Annotated in this window: 24 protein-coding genes; 4 read left to right on the plus strand and 20 right to left on the minus strand. The window is 54.9% G+C overall.

Annotation, left to right across the window (positions count from 1 at the left end):
• Positions 1-130: 130 nt before the first annotated feature.
• The 14 genes from BM299_RS02570 to BM299_RS02635 all read right to left on the minus strand — a co-directional run bounded on the left by BM299_RS02570 (position 131) and on the right by BM299_RS02635 (position 12,694).
• Positions 131-1,249 carry a sodium ion-translocating decarboxylase subunit beta gene (locus BM299_RS02570; protein WP_092481904.1) on the minus strand — a complete coding sequence of 373 codons (1,119 nt, stop codon included), beginning with the start codon at positions 1,247-1,249 and terminating at the stop codon, positions 131-133.
• A gap of 25 nt (positions 1,250-1,274) precedes the next feature.
• The gene (locus tag BM299_RS02575; RefSeq protein ID WP_092481905.1) at positions 1,275-1,487 is read right to left on the minus strand and encodes a biotin/lipoyl-containing protein; all 213 of its coding nucleotides are present in this window, start codon (positions 1,485-1,487) and stop codon (positions 1,275-1,277) included.
• A gap of 35 nt (positions 1,488-1,522) precedes the next feature.
• The gene (locus BM299_RS19190) at positions 1,523-1,672 is read right to left on the minus strand and encodes a hypothetical protein (protein WP_165608147.1); all 150 of its coding nucleotides are present in this window, start codon (positions 1,670-1,672) and stop codon (positions 1,523-1,525) included.
• A 102-nt stretch (positions 1,673-1,774) separates the two neighbouring features.
• Entirely contained in the window at positions 1,775-3,319 is a 1,545-nt protein-coding gene (locus tag BM299_RS02580) for an acyl-CoA carboxylase subunit beta (protein WP_092481906.1), read from the minus strand.
• A gap of 176 nt (positions 3,320-3,495) precedes the next feature.
• Positions 3,496-4,653 carry a glutaryl-CoA dehydrogenase Acd gene (acd, locus tag BM299_RS02585; protein WP_092481907.1) on the minus strand — a complete coding sequence of 386 codons (1,158 nt, stop codon included), beginning with the start codon at positions 4,651-4,653 and terminating at the stop codon, positions 3,496-3,498.
• 517 nt (positions 4,654-5,170) lie between these two features.
• Positions 5,171-6,313, minus strand: a complete 1,143-nt coding sequence (wecB, locus tag BM299_RS02595; protein ID WP_092481909.1) for a non-hydrolyzing UDP-N-acetylglucosamine 2-epimerase — start codon at positions 6,311-6,313, stop codon at positions 5,171-5,173.
• Positions 6,314-6,411: 98 nt separating this feature from the next.
• Positions 6,412-6,729: a MazG-like family protein gene (locus tag BM299_RS02600; RefSeq protein WP_092482010.1), complete on the minus strand. Its 318-nt coding sequence runs from the start codon at positions 6,727-6,729 to the stop codon at positions 6,412-6,414.
• Between the two features lie 5 nt (positions 6,730-6,734).
• Complete coding sequence (locus tag BM299_RS02605; RefSeq protein WP_245779614.1) at positions 6,735-7,190, minus strand: deoxycytidylate deaminase; 456 nt, start codon at positions 7,188-7,190, stop codon at positions 6,735-6,737.
• Positions 7,191-7,449: 259 nt separating this feature from the next.
• Positions 7,450-8,097 carry a lactate utilization protein gene (locus BM299_RS02610; protein WP_092481911.1) on the minus strand — a complete coding sequence of 216 codons (648 nt, stop codon included), beginning with the start codon at positions 8,095-8,097 and terminating at the stop codon, positions 7,450-7,452.
• 209 nt (positions 8,098-8,306) lie between these two features.
• The gene (locus BM299_RS02615) at positions 8,307-9,584 is read right to left on the minus strand and encodes a serine hydroxymethyltransferase (RefSeq protein WP_092481912.1); all 1,278 of its coding nucleotides are present in this window, start codon (positions 9,582-9,584) and stop codon (positions 8,307-8,309) included.
• A 163-nt stretch (positions 9,585-9,747) separates the two neighbouring features.
• The gene (gene rpiB, locus BM299_RS02620) at positions 9,748-10,200 is read right to left on the minus strand and encodes a ribose 5-phosphate isomerase B (protein ID WP_092481913.1); all 453 of its coding nucleotides are present in this window, start codon (positions 10,198-10,200) and stop codon (positions 9,748-9,750) included.
• A gap of 293 nt (positions 10,201-10,493) precedes the next feature.
• Entirely contained in the window at positions 10,494-10,964 is a 471-nt protein-coding gene (locus BM299_RS02625; protein WP_092481914.1) for a low molecular weight protein arginine phosphatase, read from the minus strand.
• A 55-nt stretch (positions 10,965-11,019) separates the two neighbouring features.
• Complete coding sequence (locus BM299_RS02630) at positions 11,020-11,565, minus strand: manganese efflux pump MntP (protein ID WP_092481915.1); 546 nt, start codon at positions 11,563-11,565, stop codon at positions 11,020-11,022.
• 61 nt (positions 11,566-11,626) lie between these two features.
• Positions 11,627-12,694: an L-threonylcarbamoyladenylate synthase gene (locus tag BM299_RS02635; RefSeq protein WP_092481916.1), complete on the minus strand. Its 1,068-nt coding sequence runs from the start codon at positions 12,692-12,694 to the stop codon at positions 11,627-11,629.
• 295 nt (positions 12,695-12,989) lie between these two features.
• Here BM299_RS02635 and BM299_RS02640 point away from each other — a divergent pair, with 295 nt between their 5' ends.
• From BM299_RS02640 to BM299_RS02655, 4 genes are all read left to right on the plus strand, one after another.
• On the plus strand, positions 12,990-13,592 hold the full coding sequence (locus tag BM299_RS02640; RefSeq protein ID WP_165608148.1) for an accessory gene regulator ArgB-like protein: 603 nt from the start codon (positions 12,990-12,992) through the stop codon (positions 13,590-13,592).
• Between the two features lie 76 nt (positions 13,593-13,668).
• Positions 13,669-13,788 (plus strand): cyclic lactone autoinducer peptide, encoded by a 120-nt coding sequence (locus tag BM299_RS02645; RefSeq protein WP_165608149.1) that lies wholly within the window; start codon positions 13,669-13,671, stop codon positions 13,786-13,788.
• Entirely contained in the window at positions 13,785-14,300 is a 516-nt protein-coding gene (locus BM299_RS02650) for a hypothetical protein (protein ID WP_092481919.1), read from the plus strand. The genes BM299_RS02645 and BM299_RS02650 overlap by 4 nt, the downstream gene beginning before the upstream one ends.
• Before the next feature lie 41 nt (positions 14,301-14,341).
• Positions 14,342-16,273, plus strand: a complete 1,932-nt coding sequence (locus BM299_RS02655; protein WP_092481920.1) for an ATP-binding protein — start codon at positions 14,342-14,344, stop codon at positions 16,271-16,273.
• Between the two features lie 209 nt (positions 16,274-16,482).
• On the opposite strand, the gene prmC is transcribed toward BM299_RS02655, so the two are convergent.
• The 6 genes from prmC to BM299_RS02680 form a co-directional block, all read right to left on the minus strand.
• Positions 16,483-17,349: a peptide chain release factor N(5)-glutamine methyltransferase gene (gene prmC, locus BM299_RS02660; RefSeq protein ID WP_092481921.1), complete on the minus strand. Its 867-nt coding sequence runs from the start codon at positions 17,347-17,349 to the stop codon at positions 16,483-16,485.
• Positions 17,349-18,416 (minus strand): peptide chain release factor 1, encoded by a 1,068-nt coding sequence (prfA, locus tag BM299_RS02665; RefSeq protein ID WP_092481922.1) that lies wholly within the window; start codon positions 18,414-18,416, stop codon positions 17,349-17,351. Before prfA ends, prmC begins: the two co-directional genes overlap by 1 nt.
• The gene (locus BM299_RS02670) at positions 18,406-19,293 is read right to left on the minus strand and encodes a DUF1385 domain-containing protein (RefSeq protein ID WP_092482011.1); all 888 of its coding nucleotides are present in this window, start codon (positions 19,291-19,293) and stop codon (positions 18,406-18,408) included. Before BM299_RS02670 ends, prfA begins: the two co-directional genes overlap by 11 nt.
• 79 nt (positions 19,294-19,372) lie before the next feature.
• Positions 19,373-19,573, minus strand: coding sequence for a 50S ribosomal protein L31 (rpmE, locus tag BM299_RS02675; RefSeq protein ID WP_092481923.1), 201 nt, complete (start codon positions 19,571-19,573; stop codon positions 19,373-19,375).
• 84 nt (positions 19,574-19,657) lie between these two features.
• On the minus strand, positions 19,658-20,092 hold the full coding sequence (locus BM299_RS19040; protein ID WP_131820596.1) for a hypothetical protein: 435 nt from the start codon (positions 20,090-20,092) through the stop codon (positions 19,658-19,660).
• A gap of 7 nt (positions 20,093-20,099) precedes the next feature.
• Positions 20,100-21,347 (minus strand): radical SAM family protein, encoded by a 1,248-nt coding sequence (locus BM299_RS02680; protein ID WP_092481924.1) that lies wholly within the window; start codon positions 21,345-21,347, stop codon positions 20,100-20,102.
• Positions 21,348-21,507 lie beyond the last annotated feature (160 nt).

A 21,507-nucleotide genomic window follows, 5' to 3' on the forward strand; every position in this document is an offset into this window, starting at 1 on the left:
TTCAGCACCCGGCACCCTTGTCAAAAAAAAAGACTTTCCCAGGAAGATTTGTCCCTGGCAAAGTCTTTTTGTAAAACTGTTTTACCTTTTAAGCTCTTTTAAACTATCGATACCCCGGCTAACAAATTGATTACAAAATAGCTGTTATAAACGCGCCGGCAGCCACTGCGGTGCCGATAACGCCGGCCACGTTCGGGCCCATGGCATGCATGAGCAAGTAATTCTGCGGGTTGGCCTCGGTACCCATATTGTGTACCACCCGGGCGGCCATGGGGACGGCCGAAACACCGGCGGCGCCGATAAGCGGGTTAACCTTGTTTTTGGTAAACAGATTCATCAGCTTGGCCAGCAGCACGCCTCCCGCCGTGGCGAAGGCAAAGGCCACGACGCCCATGATAAACACGCCGATAGTTTTAGAGTTTAAGAAAGAATCCGCCGTCATAGTGGAGCCGACGCCCAGACCCAGCAATATGGTCACAATGTTCATCAACGCATTGCGGGCCACATCGGTAAGACGATCCACCACTGCGCTTTCCATGAACAGGTTGCCCACCATGAACATGGCGATCAACGGAGCAGATTTGGGAACCAGCAGAATAATAACAATGGAAGCCAAAACAGGAAATACAATCTTTTCCGTTTTGCTGGGCATCCTCATCATACCCATGGGCATGGCCCGTTCCTGTTTGGTGGTCAGCGCCTTGGCAATGGGCGGAATAATAATGGGCACCAGTGCCATGTAAGAGTAGGCCGCCACCGACACCGCTCCCATCATGTGCGGGGCCAGGTTGGCCGACAGGAAAATGGAAGTGGGGCCGTCGGCACCGCCGATAATACCGATACAGGCCGCTTCCTTAACATTGAACAAACCTGTAAACAGGGCACCGAAAAATGCCGCGTACACGCCCAACTGCGCCGCCGCCCCCAGCAGCAATGTCTTGGGGTTGGCGATAACCGGACCGAAATCGGTCATGGCACCCAGCCCCAGGAAAATAAGCGGCGGGATTAACTCGTTTTCAATGCCGTAATGATAAAAGATATAAAACAGTCCACCCTCTTCTAAAAGGCCGGTGAGGGGGAAGTTTGCCGCAAACACCCCGAACCCGATGGGCAGCAGGAGCAGCGGCTCGACCCCCTTCTTGATGGCCAGGTAAAAGAGGACAAAGGCAATCAGCCACATTGCGACATTGCCGGGGGTTAGATGCATTACCCCTAAACCATCAATAATTTCAGTCATCAGCTGATTCATTGCCTTTCCCCCTATTTAATGATATCTACTTCAAAGCAACCACAACGGTGTCGGTGCTTACCACATCACCGGCGTTGCAATTCACTTCCGCCACTTCTCCGTCAGCCGGAGCGTATACTTTGATCTGCATCTTCATGGCTTCCAGGGTTACCAGCACATCGTTCTTTTTCACCTGGTCGCCCACTTTGACATCCACGGACAGCACTTTACCCACCATGGGAGCATTAACTTGGGTCATGATATTGCCTCCTAATCTAAATTTTACTGAAATATTTAAGATTTTTGTTTTTCGGCCTGGCTTTTGGCCATGCCTTCTATGACCTTGCCGGACACGGTGACGGCAATCTGCAGCACCGCCAGCACCGCGAAGACAGAAATAATACCCGATAAGGCCACGGAAGTGGCATTACCCCAGTCGACCATTTTTTTACCTCCCTTGTCTTGAGGGATTTTAACCATGATATAATTTCGCTGTGCGGAACAAAGTCCCTGCTGGGGTCGACAATTTTTTCAGAAATTTTTATACTACATGTTGATGTTGGAGAACTTCCGCCAGGGTCTGGCCACCGACTTGTTCTCCAGGAGATCCAGGGAAGCACATATTTTCTTCCTGGTTTCCGAGGGCAGGATGACATCGTCCACATAGCCGCGGGCCGCAGCGTGATACGGGTTCTCGTACAGGTCGCGGTACTCCTGAATCCGCTTGGCCCTGACCTCCGCCGGATTCTCAGCGTTCTTGATTTCCTTGGCAAAGATAACGCTGGCTGCGGTTTCCGCCCCCACAATGGTAATGGTGGCTTCAGGCCAGGCAAAGACGATGTCCGCGCCGGTATCCTTGCAGCACATGCCCAAGTAGGCGCCGGCAAAGGATTTGCGCATGATGACGGTAATTTTGGGCACCGTGGCGTCAATATAAGCAAACAGCATTTTGGCGCCGTGCCGCAGGATGCCCTTCCATTCCTGCTCAGGCCCGATCATGTAGGCCGGGGTGTCATGCAGGTTGACCAGCGGGATATTGAACAGGTCGCAGAACCTGACGAACCTGGCCACTTTGTCTGCAGCGTCGCAGTCGATTACGCCGCCCATCCAGTTGGGCTGGCTGGCCACGATACCGGTGCTCCGGCCGTTGAACCGGGCAAAACCGATGATTACGTTTTTGGCGAAGTCGGGCATAATTTCGTAGAAAACGCCGTTATCCACCAGTTTAAAGATAACTTCGTGCATATCATAGGGTACCATGGTCTGCTCGGGGATGAAGCCGTCCAAATCGGATACCAACCGCATGGCTTCGTCACCGGTATCGATGCGGGCCGGTTTTTCCTTGTTGTTTTGCGGCAGGTAGGTGAGCAGTTCCTTGGCCTTGTCAATGCAGTCCTTGTCGTCGCCGCCGACAATATGGGTGCAGCCGGATTTTACGGCGTGGGCCTGAATACCGCAGAGGGTTTCCAGGTCAATGTCAACGCCCAGCTGGGTCTTCACAAAGGCCGGACCGGCAATGCCCATGTAGCCGTGGTTGCGGCTCTGGATGACAAAGTCCTGCATGACCGGGTGGTAAGCCTGCCCGCCAAGGCACGGCCCCAGCAGCAGAGCAATCTGGGGAATGACGCCGGAAGCCAGGTTTTGGGCTTTAAACAGCCAGGCGTAGGCTTCCAGGGTGTCCATACCCTCCTGGAGCCTGGCGCCGCCGGAGTCGTTCAGGCCGATGAAGGGAATGCCCATTTCTTTGGCCATATCAATGGCGGCGGCGAATTTTTTACCGTGGTATTCGCCGAAGGTGCCGGCCATGGAAGTGTAGTCTTCGGCGCCGACCATGGCCATTCTGCCGTTTATTTTACCGTAACCGCATACAACGCCTTCCGCCGCAACGTCCTTTTTGTCCATACCAAAGGCGGTGATGCGGTGCTTTACAAAGGTGCCTACTTCCGTGAAGGTGCCTTCGTCAAACAAATACTCGACCCTTTCCCGGGCGGTTAATTTGCCGGATTTGTGGTGCTTTTCGACGGCCTTCTCGCCGCCCATCTGCATAATTTGAGCTTTCCTGCGCTGAAACTCTTCGTATTTTTGACTCATTTGCGAACCTCCCTGCAAGGTTAGTTTACCTTAGTACTGTTTAATGGTGATAGTTATCCCGGACACCCCGGCAGTTTGCAAGCAAACTGCCGGAGCGATAGAGAGCCATACCTTTTCGCATTTACCGGTCTGCCAGCCAATCTTACCGACGACCGACTACCGACGACTGACGACTATTACCGGTTTGCTTTGCGATAACCGAGGGCGTCCTGGGCGATGATGAACTTCTGGATGTTGCTGGTGCCTTCAACGATCTGGTAGGACTTGGCGTCGCGGTAGTAGCGGGCCACCGGATACTCTTCGGAATAGCCGTAGGAACCGTAAATCTTCATGGCGCAGTCGGCACAGAAGTTGGCTGCTTCGCCGCACCAGTACTTGGCCATGGAAGTTTCCAGGGTGTGGGGCTTACCTTCGTCTTTCAACCAGGCAGCTTTGTAAAGCAGCAGGCGGGCGGCTTCGGTTTTAACAATCATCTGAGCGATCATATCCTGGTTCATCTGGAATTTGCCGATGGGCTGGCCGAACTGCTCGCGCTCGTTGGCATACTGCAGCACGGCATCAATGCAGGCCTGGGCGACACCGAGACCGCCGGCGGCGCAACCAAGGCGGGTGTCGTTCAGCTGTTCCATACAAATCTTGAATCCCTGGCCTTCTTTACCCAACAGAGCTTCCTTGGGTACAGGGGTATTTTCAAAGGTGATAACACCGACAGGAGCGGACCAGGTGCCCAGTTTTTCGGTGATGGGCTCGACAGTGATACCGGGGGACTTCATATCCACGGCAAATGCGGACATACCCTTAACTTTAACGCTGGGATCTGTATAAGCATATACCAGTGCGACGTCGGCAACAGTGGCATTGGAAATCCACATTTTGTCGCCGTTCAGGATATAATTCTCACCGTCCCAGATGGCCCTGGTCTTCATGCTGGCCACATCGGAACCGGCATTGGCTTCGGTAATGGCAAAGCAGCCCAGCTTACTTGCATCACAAAGACCGGGCAGCCATTTTTTCTTGGTTTCTTCATTGCCATATCTCAAAATAGTTTGAGCAGGACCAAGGGCGTTCATGTTAAACGGCAGGCGCATGGAGCTGTGCACCCGGGCCATTTGCTCGGCAATCAGGGTAATGGCCAAAAAGCCCATTTCGTTGCCGCCGTATTCCTCGGGGATTACACAGCCGAAGAAGCCCAGTTCACCCATCTTTTCCACGATGTCGCGGCGGAACCGGTGGGCTTTGTCGTCTTCGTCCACAGTCGGGGCGATTTCTTTCAGCGCAAAATCACGGGCCATTTTCTGCACGTCAAGCAGTTCTTCGGTAAGTTCAAAATGCATATGATTTACCTCCTTGCATTTTAAAAAATTCAACAGGCGCGAGGCCTAAAACAGGACTCATCCGTGTTATTCATTAATCTTTGCAATATACATGCCAATTTTTTTAGCAAGCCCGCCGGCCTTTGCCAAATGCCGCAAAACCCTCAAAATACGGAATGGAAAGCCGGCGCCGGTAAAAAAAGCGCCGGCTGCTTACGCGCTGCCGGCACTGCAATTTTACATTAACAATGCAGTTCTGCAGTGTTAGGTTAAAGTTTCGTGCCAATAGGCCTATTAAAGTAATGCGTTTTTGCATGTGTTTTGTATACAACTCTCCGTGACATCGTTTTGTGCAGGTTCGTTGCTTAATGTTGCATTCATCACGTCTGCCATGTAGATGATTTCGGCGCGATTCGTCCCGCCAATCCGGCATCCTCAGCTGCACCAAGTCCCGTTACCGGCGCTCGATACATCACTTGCATGGGCCAACGAACCCCCATATCTACCCTGGCGGCGTCGTAAAATACGAAATGCCGGCTTAACCGGCAAACTCCTGCGGTCTCTCGCCGGAGAGTTTGAAGGCGTACTTGACAGCCTGAACTATCCTGTGCGCGGCCCTGCCGTCGCCGTAGGGGTTGACGGCCTCGGCCATGGCGCGGTAATGGGCGGCGTCGTTAAGCAGGCGATCGGTTTCTGCCCGTACGGCGGCGCGGGAGGTGCCCACCAGGCGCACCGTGCCGGCCTCTACGGCTTCGGGCCGTTCGGTGGTATTACGCAGCACCAGCACGGGCTTGCCCAAGGAGGGCGCTTCCTCCTGTATGCCCCCCGAGTCAGTGAGCACCAAGTAACAGCGGGCCATCAGGTTCATAAAGGGCTCGTAGTCCATGGGCTCCACCAGGTGTACCCCGGAGGACGTGCCCAGCACCTCCTGCACCACCTGACGGACGGCGGGGTTTTTATGCACGGGGAATAATACCCGCACGTCGGGATGCCGCTCCAGCACGTCGCGCAGGGCCAGGTAAATTTCCCGCATGGGATCGCCCAGGTTTTCCCGGCGGTGGGTGGTCATTAAAATAAAGCGGTATTTATCGAAATCCATATTGTCCAGCAACTGGTCTTTGAACCGGTAGCCGGGCCGCACCGTGGCCAGCAACGCATCAATCACCGTGTTGCCGGTGACAAATACCCGCTCCGGGTCCACCCCCTCCCGCAGCAAGTTGGCCCGGGCACCGGCGGTGGGAGCGAAGTGCAGGTCGGCCAGCGCCCCGGCCAAGCGCCGGTTCATCTCCTCGGGAAAGGGGGAAAATTTATCGCCGGTGCGCAGCCCCGCTTCCACATGCCCCACCGGAACCTGCATATAATAGGCCGCCAGCGCGGCCACAAAGGTGGTGGTGGTGTCACCGTGCACCAGCACCAGGTCCGGCCGCTCGACTTCCAGCACCTTTTGCAGGCCCGCCAGCGCCCGCCCGGTAATATCGAACAGAGTCTGGCCCGCCTGCATGATGTTCAGGTCGCTGTCCGGCACTATATCAAACAGCCGCAGCACCTGGTCCAGCATTTCCCGGTGCTGGGCCGTCACCGCCACCCGGCATTCCAAAACCTCATCCTTTTTTATCATTTGCACCAGGGGAGCCATCTTGATGGCCTCGGGCCTGGTACCAAACACAGTCAGTATTTTCATTGCCACACCCTCCTACGGGGTCAGACTTAAACTTATTTAAACTAAATGTATTATTTGAATATTAAAATCAAGGGCCATGCCGTAATAAAGGGGCCATATCACCTTTCCGGCACCAGGTAACCTTTTTCCACCAGCTTGTTAACGTGTTCGTCCAGGGCCCTATCAATGTTTATGCCGTAGCGTTCTTCCAGCACGAACATCATGGAAACCGCGGTCTGGGCCACGTCCAGCAATTCCCTGGTTATGCGCGCCAGGGCTTCGCTTTCGCCGACGGCGCAGCGCTCCCCGCTCATGCCTCGCAGTTTTCCTATGGCCTGGGCCAGTTCCCCGGCTTCCTCCATCAACTTCAGGGCGGTGGATTCCATGGTGGGCGTAAGGTTGTTTAATTTGGGCAGGGCAATAATTTTCTTTTGCATCATAATCACCGTACTTTAGCGTATTCCACCGGTGCGCCGTGCTCACCCAGGTAAACGATCCTGTCAATCAGCGCATTCCGGATCATTCTGCGGCAAAGCAGGCAGGGCTCCCCGTGCGCTATGGAGCCGTCGGCGTTAAAACCGGCAATATATATGGTCGCACCCTTCATTTTAACCGGGTCACCATTGATGATGGCATTTTGTTCAGCATGCACGGCAACGCACAGTTCGTACCGCTCTCCTTTGGGTATATTCAATTCCTCCCGAATACATTTTCCGGTATCGGTGCAATTGGCTTCCCCCCGCGGAGAACCGTTGTATCCGGTGCTGATGATTATTTCATCCTTCACTATCACGGCCCCGTAAAACCGCCGCAAACAAGTAGAGCGCTTGGCCACCACCTGTGCTATTTCCAAGAAGTACTCGTCCCAGGTCGGTCTTTTGATACCGGGCTGTTTCAACTGCTTCATCCTCCCATTAGGTTGCCAGAACACAGGCCCGATCAAACATGCCGGGCGTATTTCTTTTGCTTATGCGGGAACTCATTACTTCCAATGTCTTTTCTTATTCACTGCCCCGGACCGGTACTCCTGCCTGAAAAACTGAAAAAGAAAAAGGGGACAGGCTACTTTTTCGCTTTTTGAAAAAGTTGCCTGTCCCCTTTTTCACCTGTAAATTATTAACATGAAAAGTAGCCTGTCCCCTTTTATATCCAATATATTACAGGCCCATGTCTTCGTTCACAACCAGCACACGCAGGTCGGTCAGACGCGGTTTGCGTTCTATGATTGTCGTGATGCGGCAGATACGGACCGGGGAATTGCAGTCAGCGCAAAAGCCGGTGGCGGCACAGGGGGTGTCCATTTTAAGCCGCCGGGCGTTGGGCGGGGCGGCATATCCTTTAATCCGCTTGACTGCCTCGTGTACATCCGCAACAATCTTGTTGCGCCCGGCCACTACAATTACCTTTTGCGGCCCGAACAGCATTGAGCCCACCCGGTTGCCGGTCATATCAGTGTTCACCAGGTGCCCGGCCAGGGTCAGCGCGTTGGTGCCCGTTAGGAATAAATCACAGGTAAGCTGGCGGCGCATGATATTCAGCGCTTCCTCCGGCGTAAGGCCCGGCTTGCCGTGGATCAAAAGTTCCTTGCCCATTTCTCCCAGCTTGTCGGCCACCCCCAGGCCGGCCACGGACATGGAACCACCAAAGCCCACTGTTTGAGCGCTTTCAGCTTCCTTAATAATGTAATCAACTGCTTCTTGCTTGGCCGGGCAGTAAACGGCGGTAAAACCGTTCTTTTCCAGTGCCTGCACTGCTTTCCGGCATTTTTGTTCGTAGTTCCAGTTAACCAATTCAGTTAAATTCATGGTGAAACCTCCTTTACGAAATTACCTATAAATTCCCGGCGAACCAGCTGGTTTTTCAGTTCGCCACACATATCAACTTTCTCCTGCATTTAAAACGACGTATTGGCATTGGGAAAATTTAAAACGGGTGTAGATCCGCGCAATTCACACCCGCTTTAATTAACTGGAAACCTGATTGTATTGTTTTTTGTGGTTTAATTATCTTCCGACTATTCTAAGCGGTCGGCCGCATACACCCCGCCTTCCTGATAAATGGGGAAACGGCGGCATAGATCGGCGGCCATTTCCCCGGCCTGCTTCCGGCGTTTCGGGTCGTCACCGAAACTCAGAGCCAGGTGCATTATTTCCGCCACCTCTATCATTTCCGCTTCTTTCAAGCCCCGGGTGGTTACCGCCGGAGTGCCCACCCGGATGCCGCTGGTTACCAGTGGCGGCTGCGGGTCATAGGGAATGGCGTTCTTGTTTACGGTTACGCCCACTTCGTCCAGCACGTGTTCGGCCTCCCGCCCGGTTACATTTTTATTACGCAGGTCCACCAGCATCATATGGTTGTCAGTGCCGCCGGAAATTAAATTGAAACCGCGCTCCACCAGCGCCCCGGCCAGGGCGCGGGCATTGTTGACGATTTGTTGCTGGTAGGCCCGGAATTCCGGCTGCAGCGCCTCACCAAAGGCCACGGCCTTGGCGGCGATCACATGCATCAACGGGCCGCCTTGAATACCGGGAAATACGGCCTTGTCCACCGCGGGGCCGTGTTTTTCCTTACACAGGATCATCCCTCCCCGGGGGCCCCGCAAAGTTTTGTGCGTGGTAGTGGTAACCGCGTCGGCGTGGGGCACGGGACTGTTATGCAGACCGGACGCCACCAAGCCGGCAATATGCGCCATATCCACCATCAGATAAGCGCCGACGGTATCGGCTATCTCTTTCATCCTGGCAAAATCGATTTCCCTGGGGTAAGCGCTGGCCCCGGCCACGATCATTTTAGGTTTACACCGGGCAGCTGTCTCCAGGACCTTTTCATAGTTAATCCAGCCGGTGTCCGACTCCACCCCGTAAGAAACCACGTTGAAGTAACGCCCCGATATATTCAAAGGGCTGCCGTGGGTCAGATGGCCGCCGTGGGCCAGATTCATTCCCAATATGGTGTCGCCGGGCTGCAGTAAAGCAAAATAAACAGCCGTGTTGGCCTGGGAACCGGAGTGGGGCTGCACGTTTACATGTTCGGCCCCGAAGATTTTTTTGGCCCGTTCAATGGCCAGCTTTTCCACCACGTCCACAAAGCCGCACCCGCCATAATAACGACGCCCGGGTAGTCCTTCGGCGTACTTGTTGGTGAGCACCGAACCCTGGGCTTCCATGACGGCCCGGCTGACTATGTTTTCCGAGGCGATCAACTCCAAAGTGTTACGCTGCCTTTCCAGCTCCTGCTTCACGGCGCGGGAAACTTCCCGGTCCACCTCGGTAAGGGGACTGTAAAAACTCATTATTATTTCCTCCCAGCTTCTAAAAACCTGTCCTATTTGTTACATAGTTGAATTTTTCCAAGGCGTCGATCTTCTCCAACCGGCGGGCGTGCCGGAATTGGTCGTCGGTCTTCAGTCGTCGGCAGTCGGTTAACAACTTGTTCTGCCTAAATAAAAAGCGGTCTTACTTACAATGATAGCTCTTTTCTATCTGAGTTATTTTCTCTACCCGGCGGGCGTGCCGCCCTCCGGCAAATTTGGCCTCCAGCCAGGCATGCACTATTTCCCTGGCCAGCCCGGGGCCGATCACCCGTTCACCCATGGTTATGATGTTGGCCATGTTATGTTCACCGGCCATCCGGGCGGAAAATGTGTCGTGACAGAGGGCCGCCCGGATGCCTGGCACCTTGTTGGCGGCAATGCTCACACCGATTCCGGTGCCGCAGCAGAGTATGCCCCGTTCGAATTCCCCCCCGCCGACGGCCTCGGCCACCGCCCGGGCAAAATCGGGGTAATCCACCGATTCAATGGAATATGTACCAAAGTCCTTGTATTCGATGTTGCGTTCCTTCAGGTAAGCAATGATTTCCGCTTTTAACTTGAATCCGCCATGATCGCTGCCGATAGCTACCCGCAAATCAACACTTCCTTTTTTAATGGTCTAGTAATTGCTTCATCTCAAACCCCGAAAAAAAATCAAGTTTTGCAGTTCCTGCACGGCATGGGCTCTGTCTTGATTATAGCCCGCTCTTATCCCTTTAGCCAGTGCCCCTCGCGGACATGGGAGTTTATCAGAAATGGCCGGAACTATGCCCGACCCACTAAAAATGTTTTTATTCTACATTACCTGCCGGTTTTCCTCTACAAAAGCAAACATTAGTCAAAATTACCAATCTCTATATCTGAATAATATAGTTAGTTTAAATAAGTTTAAGTCTGACCCCGGAGGAATTTGTGGAGGGCGTCGCGGACCAGGGCGTTGAGTTCGCCGGCCACGATACGGTAAGTTTCTTCGCTGAGGCCGAAGGGGTCCGGGATGTCGCCACCCGACCCGGCGTACTCGGCCAGGGTATAGATTTTTTCCGCCGCTTCCGGAGCCGCCCGCCGCAAGTTGTCCCGGTGGAAGGTGGTCATGGTCAGCACCAGCGAGGCTTCTTCTATATCTTCCGGGCTGATTTGCGTCGACCGGTGGCCGCTTAAATCAATGCCCCTTTCCTTAAGCACGCTAACGGCTTGCGGAGATGCCTCGCTATCCGGCAGGGCGGCAAGCCCCGCCGAGACAAATTCAATGTCATCCCGCTCCGGGAAAAGCTCCTCCAGCGCAAGGCGGGCCAGAGCTTCCGCCATGGCGCTGCGGCACGTGTTTCCAGTGCAGACAAAGAGTATTTTCTTTTTAGCCATATCCATCAGGCTCCTTTGGTTCAAATCACAACAATTCAACACCCGGCACCGCAAACTACGGGACAATCATGCGCACCCCGATGCCCACCAGCAGGACGCCGCCGCCCAGGACGGCGCGCTCTCCCACCCGGGCGCCCACAAAGCGGCCCAGAACCAGGCCCACCGCCGTCATAACCCCGGCCACCACGCCGATTACGCCCGCAGTGAGGGGCAGGTCCACCTGCCGGGTGCCCAGGGTAAAGCCCACGCTCAGCGCGTCCATGCTCACGCTGGCCGCCAGCAGCAACAGCCCCCAGGTATTCACCAGCACCACCTTGGGATCGAGGATTTCACCGCCCTTCCACACCGAGCGGATCATTTTTACACCCAGGTACACCAGCAGCAGGGCGCCGGCGATGCTGGCGGCACGCCCGGCCAGGGTGCCCACAAATTCCCCGGCGTACCAGCCCAGCAAGGGCATAAAAATGTGGAATACCAGTACCGTCAGGCTGACTATGACTATTTGACGGCGGGTCACCCCGGCCATACCCAACCCCAGGCACATGGAGAAGGCGTCGGTGCCCAGGGCCACCGCCAGGGCCAACACAGTGGCAATACTCAAAATTTACTCCCCCTTCAAAGGGTTTGTTTGAAATTTATGCAATGCCCGGCGTATTCATCCGTTAAATTCTGACGATCCGATCCCCGGCCGCCCGGCGCAACCGGTTCATGACCGCCAGCCCCAGGCCGCGTGGCGCAACGCCCTCGGCAAGAATAATATCCACATCCAGCCGGTCGAACCGGCGCAATGAATCATAAAGGGAAGCGGCTATCGACCCGCTGTCTGAACACCTGCCGGTCACCACCACGTCAAATCCCCGGTACAGGGGGGCGGTTTCCGAGCAGGCCAGGATGCCCACCCTTTTACCGCCCGCCTCCAGTCGCTGCGCCTCGGCATATATAGCCGCAGCCACTTGCCCGCTGCTGTCCCCCTCAAACAGGACGAGCGGAGCCCGGGGAGCGTAATGTTTATACTTCATGCCCGGCGAGCGGGGCCTGTCCCCGGCCGGCGCGCCGTTAACCGAAGGGTCCAGTTCCACGGGCCCCAGGACGGCCTCCAAATCCGGCCTGGTTATCCCGCCGGGGCGCAATATCACCGGGCATTGACCGGTAAGATCCAGCACGGTGGATTCCAAGCCCAGCCCGGCCGGACCACCGTCCAGCACCAGGTCGATCCGGCCCGCCAGGTCTTCCAACACGTGGCTCGCAGTGGTCGGGCTGGGCCGCCCGGAGGCGTTGGCGCTGGGGGCTGCCACCGGAACGCCCGCCTCCCGGAGCAGGGCCAGGGCCACGGGATGGGCGGGCACCCGCACCGCAACGGTGGACAGCCCCCCGGTGACCACCGGGGGGAAACTGCGGTTGCCCCGCAGCACCAGGGTTAGGGGACCGGGCCAAAACTTTTCGGCCAGCGCCGAAACCACCGCCGGCATCTCCAGGATGTATTTACCCAAAGCCGCAAAGCTATCCATGTGTACTATCAAAGGGTTGTCCGCCGGCCGCCCCTTGGCCCGGAAAATATTCGCCACCGCCTGCGCGTCCAGGGCATTGGCCCCCAGCCCGTAAACCGTTTCCGTAGGAAAAGCCACCAGCCCGCCCCGCCGCAACACCGCGCCGGCTTCCCGCACCGGGGCGGTCTCGGGCTGCCCCGGATCCACGGCCAGACACCGCGTGGCACACTCGCTCCGCTCCATTTATTACCACACTCCAATTCTCTTGAGGTAGTATACCACAAAGGGCAGCGTGATAAAAGAAGACAGCGCGGGGAAAATGCGGCACCGCCTGCTCACAGCACCTTCCTGAAAGTCTGCTACCCTCCCGTCGAAAATTTTCACATATTATCATAATTTGTGGGAAATATCTTTCATTTTTAGGGAGGATTATACATTTCTGTGTTTAAGTTTACATTAATCGTATTTCATTATACAGGAATACACTTTGTTAGACTATAAACACCAAATTAAAGTATATAGAAGGGAACGATACCCGTTGCTATCATCTATTGATGCCTTATCCCGGTATTTGGCGCAAGAGAGCGGCCACGCCGGAGATGCCGACCGGCATGCCGAAGTTATCGTCTACGCCATAAAAGTCGTACTGTTAAATGCTGCTGCCACAGCCGGCATCATATTGTTGGCCTGGTTGACGGACACAGTCAAGGTCAGCCTGACGGCACTGGCGGCTTTTATCACGCTGCGCATTTTTGCCGGAAGCCGTTATCATTTAAGACCTTTTGCCTGCTGGCTGTTGACAGTGACCGTATTTCCCGGTCTCGGCTGCCTGTCTGTAGCCGGCGCGCCCCGGTTACTGGATTACATGCATATATTTACAGCCCTGGGTCTGATTTTCACCCTGTATGTAACAATCGCTTTTGCCCCGGCAACCATTGCCAGCAAACAGTTTTCGACACGAAAACGCCGGAAACTTAAAACCATGGCAGTAACCGGCATTGTATGCTGGGCCGCCGTTTTACTGGCGCCGAACACGGTGTTTTATACCGACCCGGCAATCCACCTTGCCGTTGTTGCCGGACTGGTGGCCCAGGCAGTTTCCCTTTTACCCGTGCAAATCCGGGCCGGCGGTGACCGCTGAATGATACGCGTAATATGTTTTGTTGGTAGATTTTTTAGTAAAATTCAACTAAAATAAACAGAAAGGAGGGATAAACGTGAAGAGAGTCATTATAACGCTAGCTGCCACCGCACTGTTGTGGATTGCCCAAATCAGTGCAGCCTCGGCCTGCGGAGGTAGCTGGTACGAGCCCGATGTCCCGGATGCTCTTAAGTGAAAAGTCATCTAGTTGATACCGCACTAAACTTCATTATCATTGGCATACCCGAGTGCATTGTATTGACCATGCTTGTTTTGGCGCTATTAAGGGTAGATTATGCAAAAATATGGCAAATTATTGCCGTCGGCACCAGTATGGCCGCAGCCGTTTTAATCATTCGCCTGACAGTGCAAAGCACCGGCATACCCGGCATCCATACGGCTGCGGCAATATTGACCATGGCTATTCTTGTAGCCCGTTACTACCGGGTTTCCAAAGTACTCAGTTCTGTCGCCAGCATAGTGGCCATGATCTTGCTGCTATTAACCGAGATATTCTGTTATAATTTATTCATTAAAATTTTTGGCATGGATGTCACATCCCTGGCGCAGCACAGACTGTATTGGACATTAACCAGCTGGCTGCATATCGTTTGTTTAATCATTATAACGGCAGTCATCACCCGAACCAAGTGGTATCAGCAAAAGAACAACACAAACGGATTCCTGAAAAATTTTAAGGCACGGTAAACAGGCCGTGCCTTTTATCTGACGTGCGGGAGGCTTGAATAATGAAACTGGAGGCGGGCTTGGAGAGGCTGAAAGAATGCTACCTATTTGCCCACCTGACGTACTGCATTTTATCCGCCACCTTTTTGTTGGAATGGCTCAAAACCACGCAAGCGCACCTGGTTGACGGTTATTTGCATTATATTTTCATTCTTTGCACCCTGGTTATTCTCGGTCTGGTTCCGGCCCAACATAAAATCATTACCAAAACATTATACCGCGACACCCGGAACTTGCACATATTCAAGGTTTTATACACAGCGGCAATTTGCGTCATTTACATTCCCATGAACACCGGGATGTTGGCGCAAATCGACACCGGCATACTGGTCCTGATACCGGTGATATTAAATTCCATAATTTGCGGCACGGCTTACGGCATAGTCACCGCCTTATTGACAACCCTGGCGGGCATGCTGCCGGGCTCCGCTCACCCGGAACTGCTCACCGATTTTTTCAGCGAGCATATCCTTACCCTGGCGCTGATGATCACCACCGCCTGGTTCATCGGCCAATCTTTCAATTACATATTGCATCTTTTTTACCAGTTGGCAGAAAATGAAAAAAACCTCAACGGCCTGTTGGACAATCTGGGCATTGCCACCCTGCACGTCGATGCATCCGGTCAAATCGTTGGTGAGAATAAAAGTTTTCAGGAACTTGTCAGGGCTGATATTGAGGCAAATTCAAGTATGGCTGAAGTTATGCACCGCCATTTCCCGTTCCTGGCGGAAAGATGGCCGGGTGCAAACCAAAGTCAAGAATTAAACGGCATTCCCATATTCGGCCGGGCTTTGGACGGACAAGGCCGTTCCGTGCCGGTGCAGTGTTTGGCCTACCCGGTCAGTTCCGCACCCGGAGAAGACAGCGGTATTATTCTTTGTATCAGGGATATTTCTCTTTCGGAAAAACTGGCGGAAGAAAAACTTCGCACCAGTTATTTTATCGATTTTTTAAACGCCGGGGTGCTGCTGGCCGACGGCGCGGGACATATAATTGAAATGAACCGGCAAGCGGAATCCCTGCTCAACCTGGACAGGGACCGCCTTCTAAACAGCAACTTGATTGATTTATTGCGCCGGCTGACCAAGCAGGAGGCAGCCGGCGCTGCAGGAAACAACTCCAGCTTCGAAGTGGAATCGGCAGGCCGGACACTGCTGGTCAATTGCGCGAACCTGCTGAATAACCAAGGCGAAACAATCGGACAGGCCTGCATTATCAACGATATAACCAATAAAAAGGAAATGGAGCGTAAGCTGCAGCGCTCCGCCACCCTGTCGGCCATTGGGGAAATGGCCGCCGGCATGGCCCATGAGATAAGAAACCCTTTGACCTCCATCAAGGGATTTCTCCAGCTCATGCGGGAAAAGAAGGAAGCCCGCGTCGGGAACTTCAGCGCCTATTTCGATATCATCCTCAGCGAAGTGGACCGGATTAACGGCATTACCAGCGAATTTTTAAAGCTGGCCAAGCCGGAAAAAGTATCCCTGCACAGTATCGACCTGAACAAAAGCATTGATTCCATATGGGAATTATTGCAAAACAAGGCGCTGATGCACGAAGTGGAGTTGGTTAAAGAAATTGATGCCGGGCCTCTTTTTATAATGGGTAATGTTGATTTGCTCAAGCAGGCAATTATCAACCTGGTCAACAACGCCATTCAGGCCACGGGGCCGGGAAGGAAAGTAAAGGTAATGGCCAAGCCAAAAGAAAACGGCGGCGTCCTGCTGGCTGTGGAAGATAACGGCGCCGGCATGGATGAAAAGGTTTTAAGCCGCATTTTCGACCCCTTTTTTACCACCAGGGACGAGGGTACGGGGCTGGGACTGGCCATCACCAGCAAAATCGTAAACGATCACAACGGGTCGATAACAGTTGACAGCACGCCCGGGAAGGGCACGACGTTTTATATTGGTTTTCCCGCAGTCGAATAGACGACTGACACCCACATGCATCACACGCGCGACATGGGGTTCTACCATAATAAGGGGATCGGCTCCGTAAAAGGGGACCGGCTCCATTTTCGTTCTTTGAAAATGGTGCCTGTCCCCCTTTACGGTGCTAAAAAAGGCAAAAAAGGGGACAGGCACTTTTTTCAAAAAGCGAAAAAAGAGCCAGTCCCCTTTTTTGCCAGTCCCCTTTTTTATTCAAACTTCTGCGCGGCTACCAATCTGGGGCGACCGGCCAGGTCCCGGAGCACCCGGGCGCGCCAGCGGGGCGGGGGTGTCAGTTCAAGGGCCCGGTCGCCCTGGTCCGGGGCGATCTCCATGAGCAGGTAACCGCCCGGAGCCAGCAGGGAGTAAGCTCCGGGCACCAGCCGGCGGTAGAGCGCCAGCCCGTCAGAGCCGCCGTCCAGGGCCAGGGCCGGCTCAAAGCAACGCACATCCCGGGGGAGGCCCGACATCTCCGGGCTGGGTATGTAAGGCAGGTTGGCGGTAATAACAGCCACGGAAGCCGGCCCGAGCACCCCCTGCAGGGGAGAGAGCAAATCCCCGCAATAAAATTGCACGTCCACGCCGTGCCGCCCGGCGTTGGCGCGGGCGGTGGCCAGCGCCTGCTCCGAAATATCGGTGGCATATACTTGTACCCCCGGCGCCAGGCGCGCCAGGCTGACGGCCACCGCCCCGCTGCCCGTGCCCACATCCGCCACGATCCGCCGGCTGCCGGGCCAGCCCGCCAGCGCCGCCAGGGCATATTCCACCATTAACTCTGTTTCGGGCCGGGGAATTAAAACATGGGACCCGACCAGAAAGTCAAGCCCCATGAATTCTTTACTTCCCGTTAAATAGGCCACCGGCTCGCCGGCGACCCGCCGCTCGATGAGCGCCCGGTACCGCCTGGCGATTTCCTCCGGCAGCGTCCGCCCCGTTTCCCGGAACAGGTACACCCGGTCCCGGCCCAGTGCATGGGCCAGCAGCACCTCGGCATCCAGCCGGGGAGTCTCGCTGCCGCTTGCCCGCAGGTGTTCGGCGGCCCGATTGATCATTTCCCCAATAGTTGGATTGCCCATTATTCCACCTGCTGCAAACGCTCCGCCTGGTCGGAGGTGATCAGCGCATCCACAATTTCCTGTAGATTACCCATAAGAACTTCCTGCAAGCGGTGCAGGGTCAGGCCGATCCGGTGATCGGTAACCCGGTTCTGGGGGAAGTTGTAAGTGCGAATCCGTTCGCTCCGGTCACCGGAACCCACCTGGGACTTGCGGGTACTGGCCATTTGCTGCTGCTGCTCCTGCTGGGCTTTGTCCAGCAGGCGGGCCCGCAGTACGCGCATGGCTTTGTCTTTATTTTTATGCTGTGATTTTTCATCCTGGCAGGATACCACAATGCCCGTGGGGATATGGGTGATGCGCACCGCCGACTGGGTGGTGTTGACCGACTGCCCGCCCGGGCCTGTGGAGCAAAAAACATCAATCCGCAATTCGTTGGGATTGATATCTACATCCACTTCTTCGGCCTCGGGCAGCACCGCCACCGTGGCAGCGGAGGTATGGATGCGACCGCCCGACTCGGTGGTGGGCACCCGCTGCACCCGGTGCACCCCGCTTTCAAATTTCAGCTGGCTGTACGCTCCCTTGCCTTCGATAAGAAAAATCATTTCCTTCAGCCCGCCGATGTCCGTGTAATGGGCATCCATTATTTCAGTGCGCCAGCCCTTCAGTTCAGCGAACCGGGTATACATGCGAAACAGGTCGGCGGCAAACAGGGCCGCCTCTTCGCCGCCGGTGCCGGCACGGATTTCCATAATCACGTTCTTTTCATCGTTGGGGTCTTTGGGCAGCAGCAGCACCTTCAATTGGTTTTCCAGGGCTTCTTTTTTCTCCCCGAGCTCTTCTTCCTCCAGTTCGGCCATTTCGCGCATGTCGGCCTCCAGCTTGTCACGCAACATCTGTTGCACGTCTTCCAGTTCAGCCGTCACCCTTTTATAATCGCGGTAAACCGTGACCACTTCTGTGAGCTCGGAATGCGATTTCACGTACTGCTGCCAGCGTCCCTGATCCTCCATCACCTGCGGGTCGGCGATCAGCTCGCTCAATTCTTCGTATTTCTTTTCCAGACTGTCCAGTTTATCTAACACTGACCTCACCTCTATCTTCCTTGAGCACCGCCCTCAGGGCAGTCATAGCCACTTCCACCATGTCATCGTCGGGCTCGGCAGTGGTCAACTTTTGCACCCACCTGCCCGGCGCGGCCACCACGCAAAACAGCGGGTTTTTTTCATACCGGGCCGAGGCCTTGAGCAGTTCGTATGAAATCCCCGCCACCACGGGTAGCAGTAATATCCGGGATAAAATACGCCACCACAACACCTGTTCGCCCAGCGAAGCAAAAACCAGTATACTGACCACCAGCACGATCAGCAAAAAGCTGGTGCCGCAGCGGGGGTGGTAAGTGGGGTAACTCTGCACCCGTTCCACGGTTAACTCGTCGCCTGCCTCATAAGCGTTAATCACTTTGTGCTCGGCGCCGTGGTACCGGAAAACCCGCTTGATATCGTTCATCCGGGCAATGGCTGCCACATAAATCAGAAACACCCCGATGCGGATGATACCTTCCACCAGGTTCTGCAGCAAGCTGCCGGGCACCCAGCGGGTGAGCAGGTGGGTGGCCCCGGTGGGCACCACCACGAACAATACTATGGCCAGGGCAAAGGCCATAATCATGGTGATGGCGATATCCCGGGTGGTCAGTTCTTCCTCTTCCTCCTCCATGGCCTGGCCGGCGGAAAAGGAGAGCGCTTGCAGGCCCATGACCAGGGACTCGAAAAGCATCACCACGCCCCGTATCATGGGCCACTTCAACGGCTTGAGCCGGGAGGTGATCGATGATACGGGTTTATGGTCCACTACTATGGAGCGGTCCGGACGGCGCACCGCCACGGCGCGGCTGTCGGGCCCCCGCATCATAACCCCCTCGATGACGGCCTGGCCGCCGTAACTATATTCAGGGCGCATAATTATCACCATTTTCTTGCATAAAATAAAAGCAGAGCTCCCGCCCTGCCAACCAGCTTACTTGATAAGAACCAAACACTTATTTTATACCGTATTTCTTGCGGAATTTTTCCGCCCGGCCGCCGGTTTCCACGGTCCGCTGAGAACCGGTGTAAAACGGATGGCATTTGGAACAAATCTCCACCTTGATTTCTTTCTTAGTGGAGCCGGTGGTAAAGGTTTCACCGCAAACGCAGGTCACCTTGGCCTCCCCATACTTGGGATGGATTTTTTCCTTCACAGGGCTCACCTCTTTCCATACATGATACATATGGCAAAACAGCTGGTAAAACCGTGTTTTCCCTTATATATAGACACTAAATTATTATAGCATAACAGGCACCACCGGGCAAGAATTTGTTTTAACATGAGTATTGTCTGCAGATAATATGCCAGTATACCCGCTCCATGATCTTATTGGCGGCACCGATGGATCTTCGGGACCTACGGCCCAATTAACAACTTCCCCAGCTTCCGATGGTTCATAATAAACGGCATCCTCTACTGAAATGGCTACATAAATATTTACATATTCATTTGTCTGTACCAAAAGATCTACCGAATTTGCCGTCAATGTCGCTGGGTCATAATCGGGGTAGACGTCTGCAAATACCGGTGGTGTTACATCAAATCCTGATGCGAGATTGAAATTGCTACTCTCCGCCACTATATTAAAATCGCTTTCTTCGCCGGGACCCAGGAATGTGCATGAAAAGTCACTTAAAAAACACTTTTGGGTGACAGTTCCCCAAAATGCCAAATTGGGTTCACTTCTTGACGGGCTTTGAAAAATTACCCACCTCCAGGCCCGGAATATTTCGCAGGGTTTCTATAAGATGGGGAATACCGCATATCTCACCTTGCGCCCGCACCTGCCCCCAGAAAAAGTCCGGATCGATGTTCAGGTTGCGAAGCTGCACCTTGTTGACATTGTTTTCCTCAATAAAGTCAACCAGCGCTGCCAGCTCAGGCTCCCGGTCATTTAGCCCCGGCAGCACCAGCAGGTTCAGGGAAACAAACACGCCCGCGGCCCGGGCCACATTGATGGAACGGGCCACATCGGCTAAAGAATAATCGCGCGGCCGGTAGTAGGCGTCGTAAACTTCCTCCCGGGCGCTGATCAGGCTCACCCGGATAGAATCCAGCCCGGCGGCGCAGATTTGCTCCACACCCCGGGTATAACCGGCGTTGCTGTTCATGTTAACCGTGCCCCGTCCGGTATGCCGGCGCACCTCGTCTATCACCGCTGCAATATTTTCCGCCGCCAAAGCGGGTTCCCCTTCACACCCCTGACCGAAGCTGATGATGGCGTCCGGGGCATACTGCAGGTGATGCAGCGCCACCTCCGCCGCTTCGGCCCGGGACGGGCGGAAATCGAGCCGGGACTGGGGTGCCGGGCAGCATTCCGCGGGCTGCAGGGAGATGCAGCCCAGACAGCGGGCGTTGCAAACCGGGGACACGGGCAGGCCGCCTTCCCAGCGGGTGTAGAAAATATTCTGGGCGGTGTAACAGCTGTATTCCAGGGCGCAGCGGGCCAGTTGGGCCAGCACCCGGTTTTCCGGCGCGGCGTCCAGCCGCCGGCGCACCAGGTGGGGTAAATCATCGGAATTATAATGCCTGGGGTCCCAGCGGTCGGGGTCATCGGTGCGGGAGGCGGCGACGTAAACGCGACCGTCCCGCCAGGCCACCGCCGCGTACCCCAGCAGCGGCAGCGGCTGGCCCGCCTGCCGGCGGCAGCCGGGCAACAAGGTGCGAGTATATCCCTGGGGCAGCAGCGCGCCCACCGCCCGGGCCGGGCCCTGCGAGACAGGCACCCGCTCCATCAACCGAAAATCTCCTTTTTTTTCCATCCCCACCGGGGCGCTCTCAGGCAGCAGCACCAGCGATGCACCCGGGGGCAATTCCATCACGTCTTCGTCAATTATCTCCACCAGGCGGTCTCCCGTACGGCCCACCGCCGCCAGTTCATGGTCGAACATCCGGCCCTGCTCGTCAGCATACAGAAGGTGGTACATTTTATAAGTCTCCTTTAACAATACACTTTGAGATCGTGCTGTAATTTTTGCCGTCGCTGCAATCATTCCCGGATTTTATTTTATCACCCCGGTGCCGGGTGTTGAAAGGTTGAGGTGTTGAAAGTTGCCAGGGCAAAAAGGGGACAGGCAACTTTTTCAA

The sequence above is a fragment of the Desulfoscipio geothermicus DSM 3669 genome, assembly GCF_900115975.1.
GTDB classification, from domain to species: domain Bacteria; phylum Bacillota; class Desulfotomaculia; order Desulfotomaculales; family Desulfallaceae; genus Desulfoscipio; species Desulfoscipio geothermicus.

Coding starts and splice junctions, on each gene's coding strand:
- BM299_RS02570 (WP_092481904.1), bottom strand. CDS start 1,249: ATGAATCAGCTGATGACTGAAATTATTGATGGTTTAGGGGTAATGCAT.
- BM299_RS02575 (WP_092481905.1), bottom strand. CDS start 1,487: ATGACCCAAGTTAATGCTCCCATGGTGGGTAAAGTGCTGTCCGTGGAT.
- BM299_RS19190 (WP_165608147.1), bottom strand. CDS start 1,672: ATGGTCGACTGGGGTAATGCCACTTCCGTGGCCTTATCGGGTATTATT.
- BM299_RS02580 (WP_092481906.1), bottom strand. CDS start 3,319: ATGAGTCAAAAATACGAAGAGTTTCAGCGCAGGAAAGCTCAAATTATG.
- acd (WP_092481907.1), bottom strand. CDS start 4,653: ATGCATTTTGAACTTACCGAAGAACTGCTTGACGTGCAGAAAATGGCC.
- wecB (WP_092481909.1), bottom strand. CDS start 6,313: ATGAAAATACTGACTGTGTTTGGTACCAGGCCCGAGGCCATCAAGATG.
- BM299_RS02600 (WP_092482010.1), bottom strand. CDS start 6,729: ATGCAAAAGAAAATTATTGCCCTGCCCAAATTAAACAACCTTACGCCC.
- BM299_RS02610 (WP_092481911.1), bottom strand. CDS start 8,097: ATGAATTTAACTGAATTGGTTAACTGGAACTACGAACAAAAATGCCGG.
- BM299_RS02615 (WP_092481912.1), bottom strand. CDS start 9,584: ATGAGTTTTTACAGTCCCCTTACCGAGGTGGACCGGGAAGTTTCCCGC.
- BM299_RS02625 (WP_092481914.1), bottom strand. CDS start 10,964: ATGGCTAAAAAGAAAATACTCTTTGTCTGCACTGGAAACACGTGCCGC.
- BM299_RS02635 (WP_092481916.1), bottom strand. CDS start 12,694: ATGGAGCGGAGCGAGTGTGCCACGCGGTGTCTGGCCGTGGATCCGGGG.
- BM299_RS02655 (WP_092481920.1), top strand. CDS start 14,342: ATGAAACTGGAGGCGGGCTTGGAGAGGCTGAAAGAATGCTACCTATTT.
- prmC (WP_092481921.1), bottom strand. CDS start 17,349: ATGGGCAATCCAACTATTGGGGAAATGATCAATCGGGCCGCCGAACAC.
- BM299_RS02670 (WP_092482011.1), bottom strand. CDS start 19,293: ATGCGCCCTGAATATAGTTACGGCGGCCAGGCCGTCATCGAGGGGGTT.
- BM299_RS02680 (WP_092481924.1), bottom strand. CDS start 21,347: ATGTACCACCTTCTGTATGCTGACGAGCAGGGCCGGATGTTCGACCAT.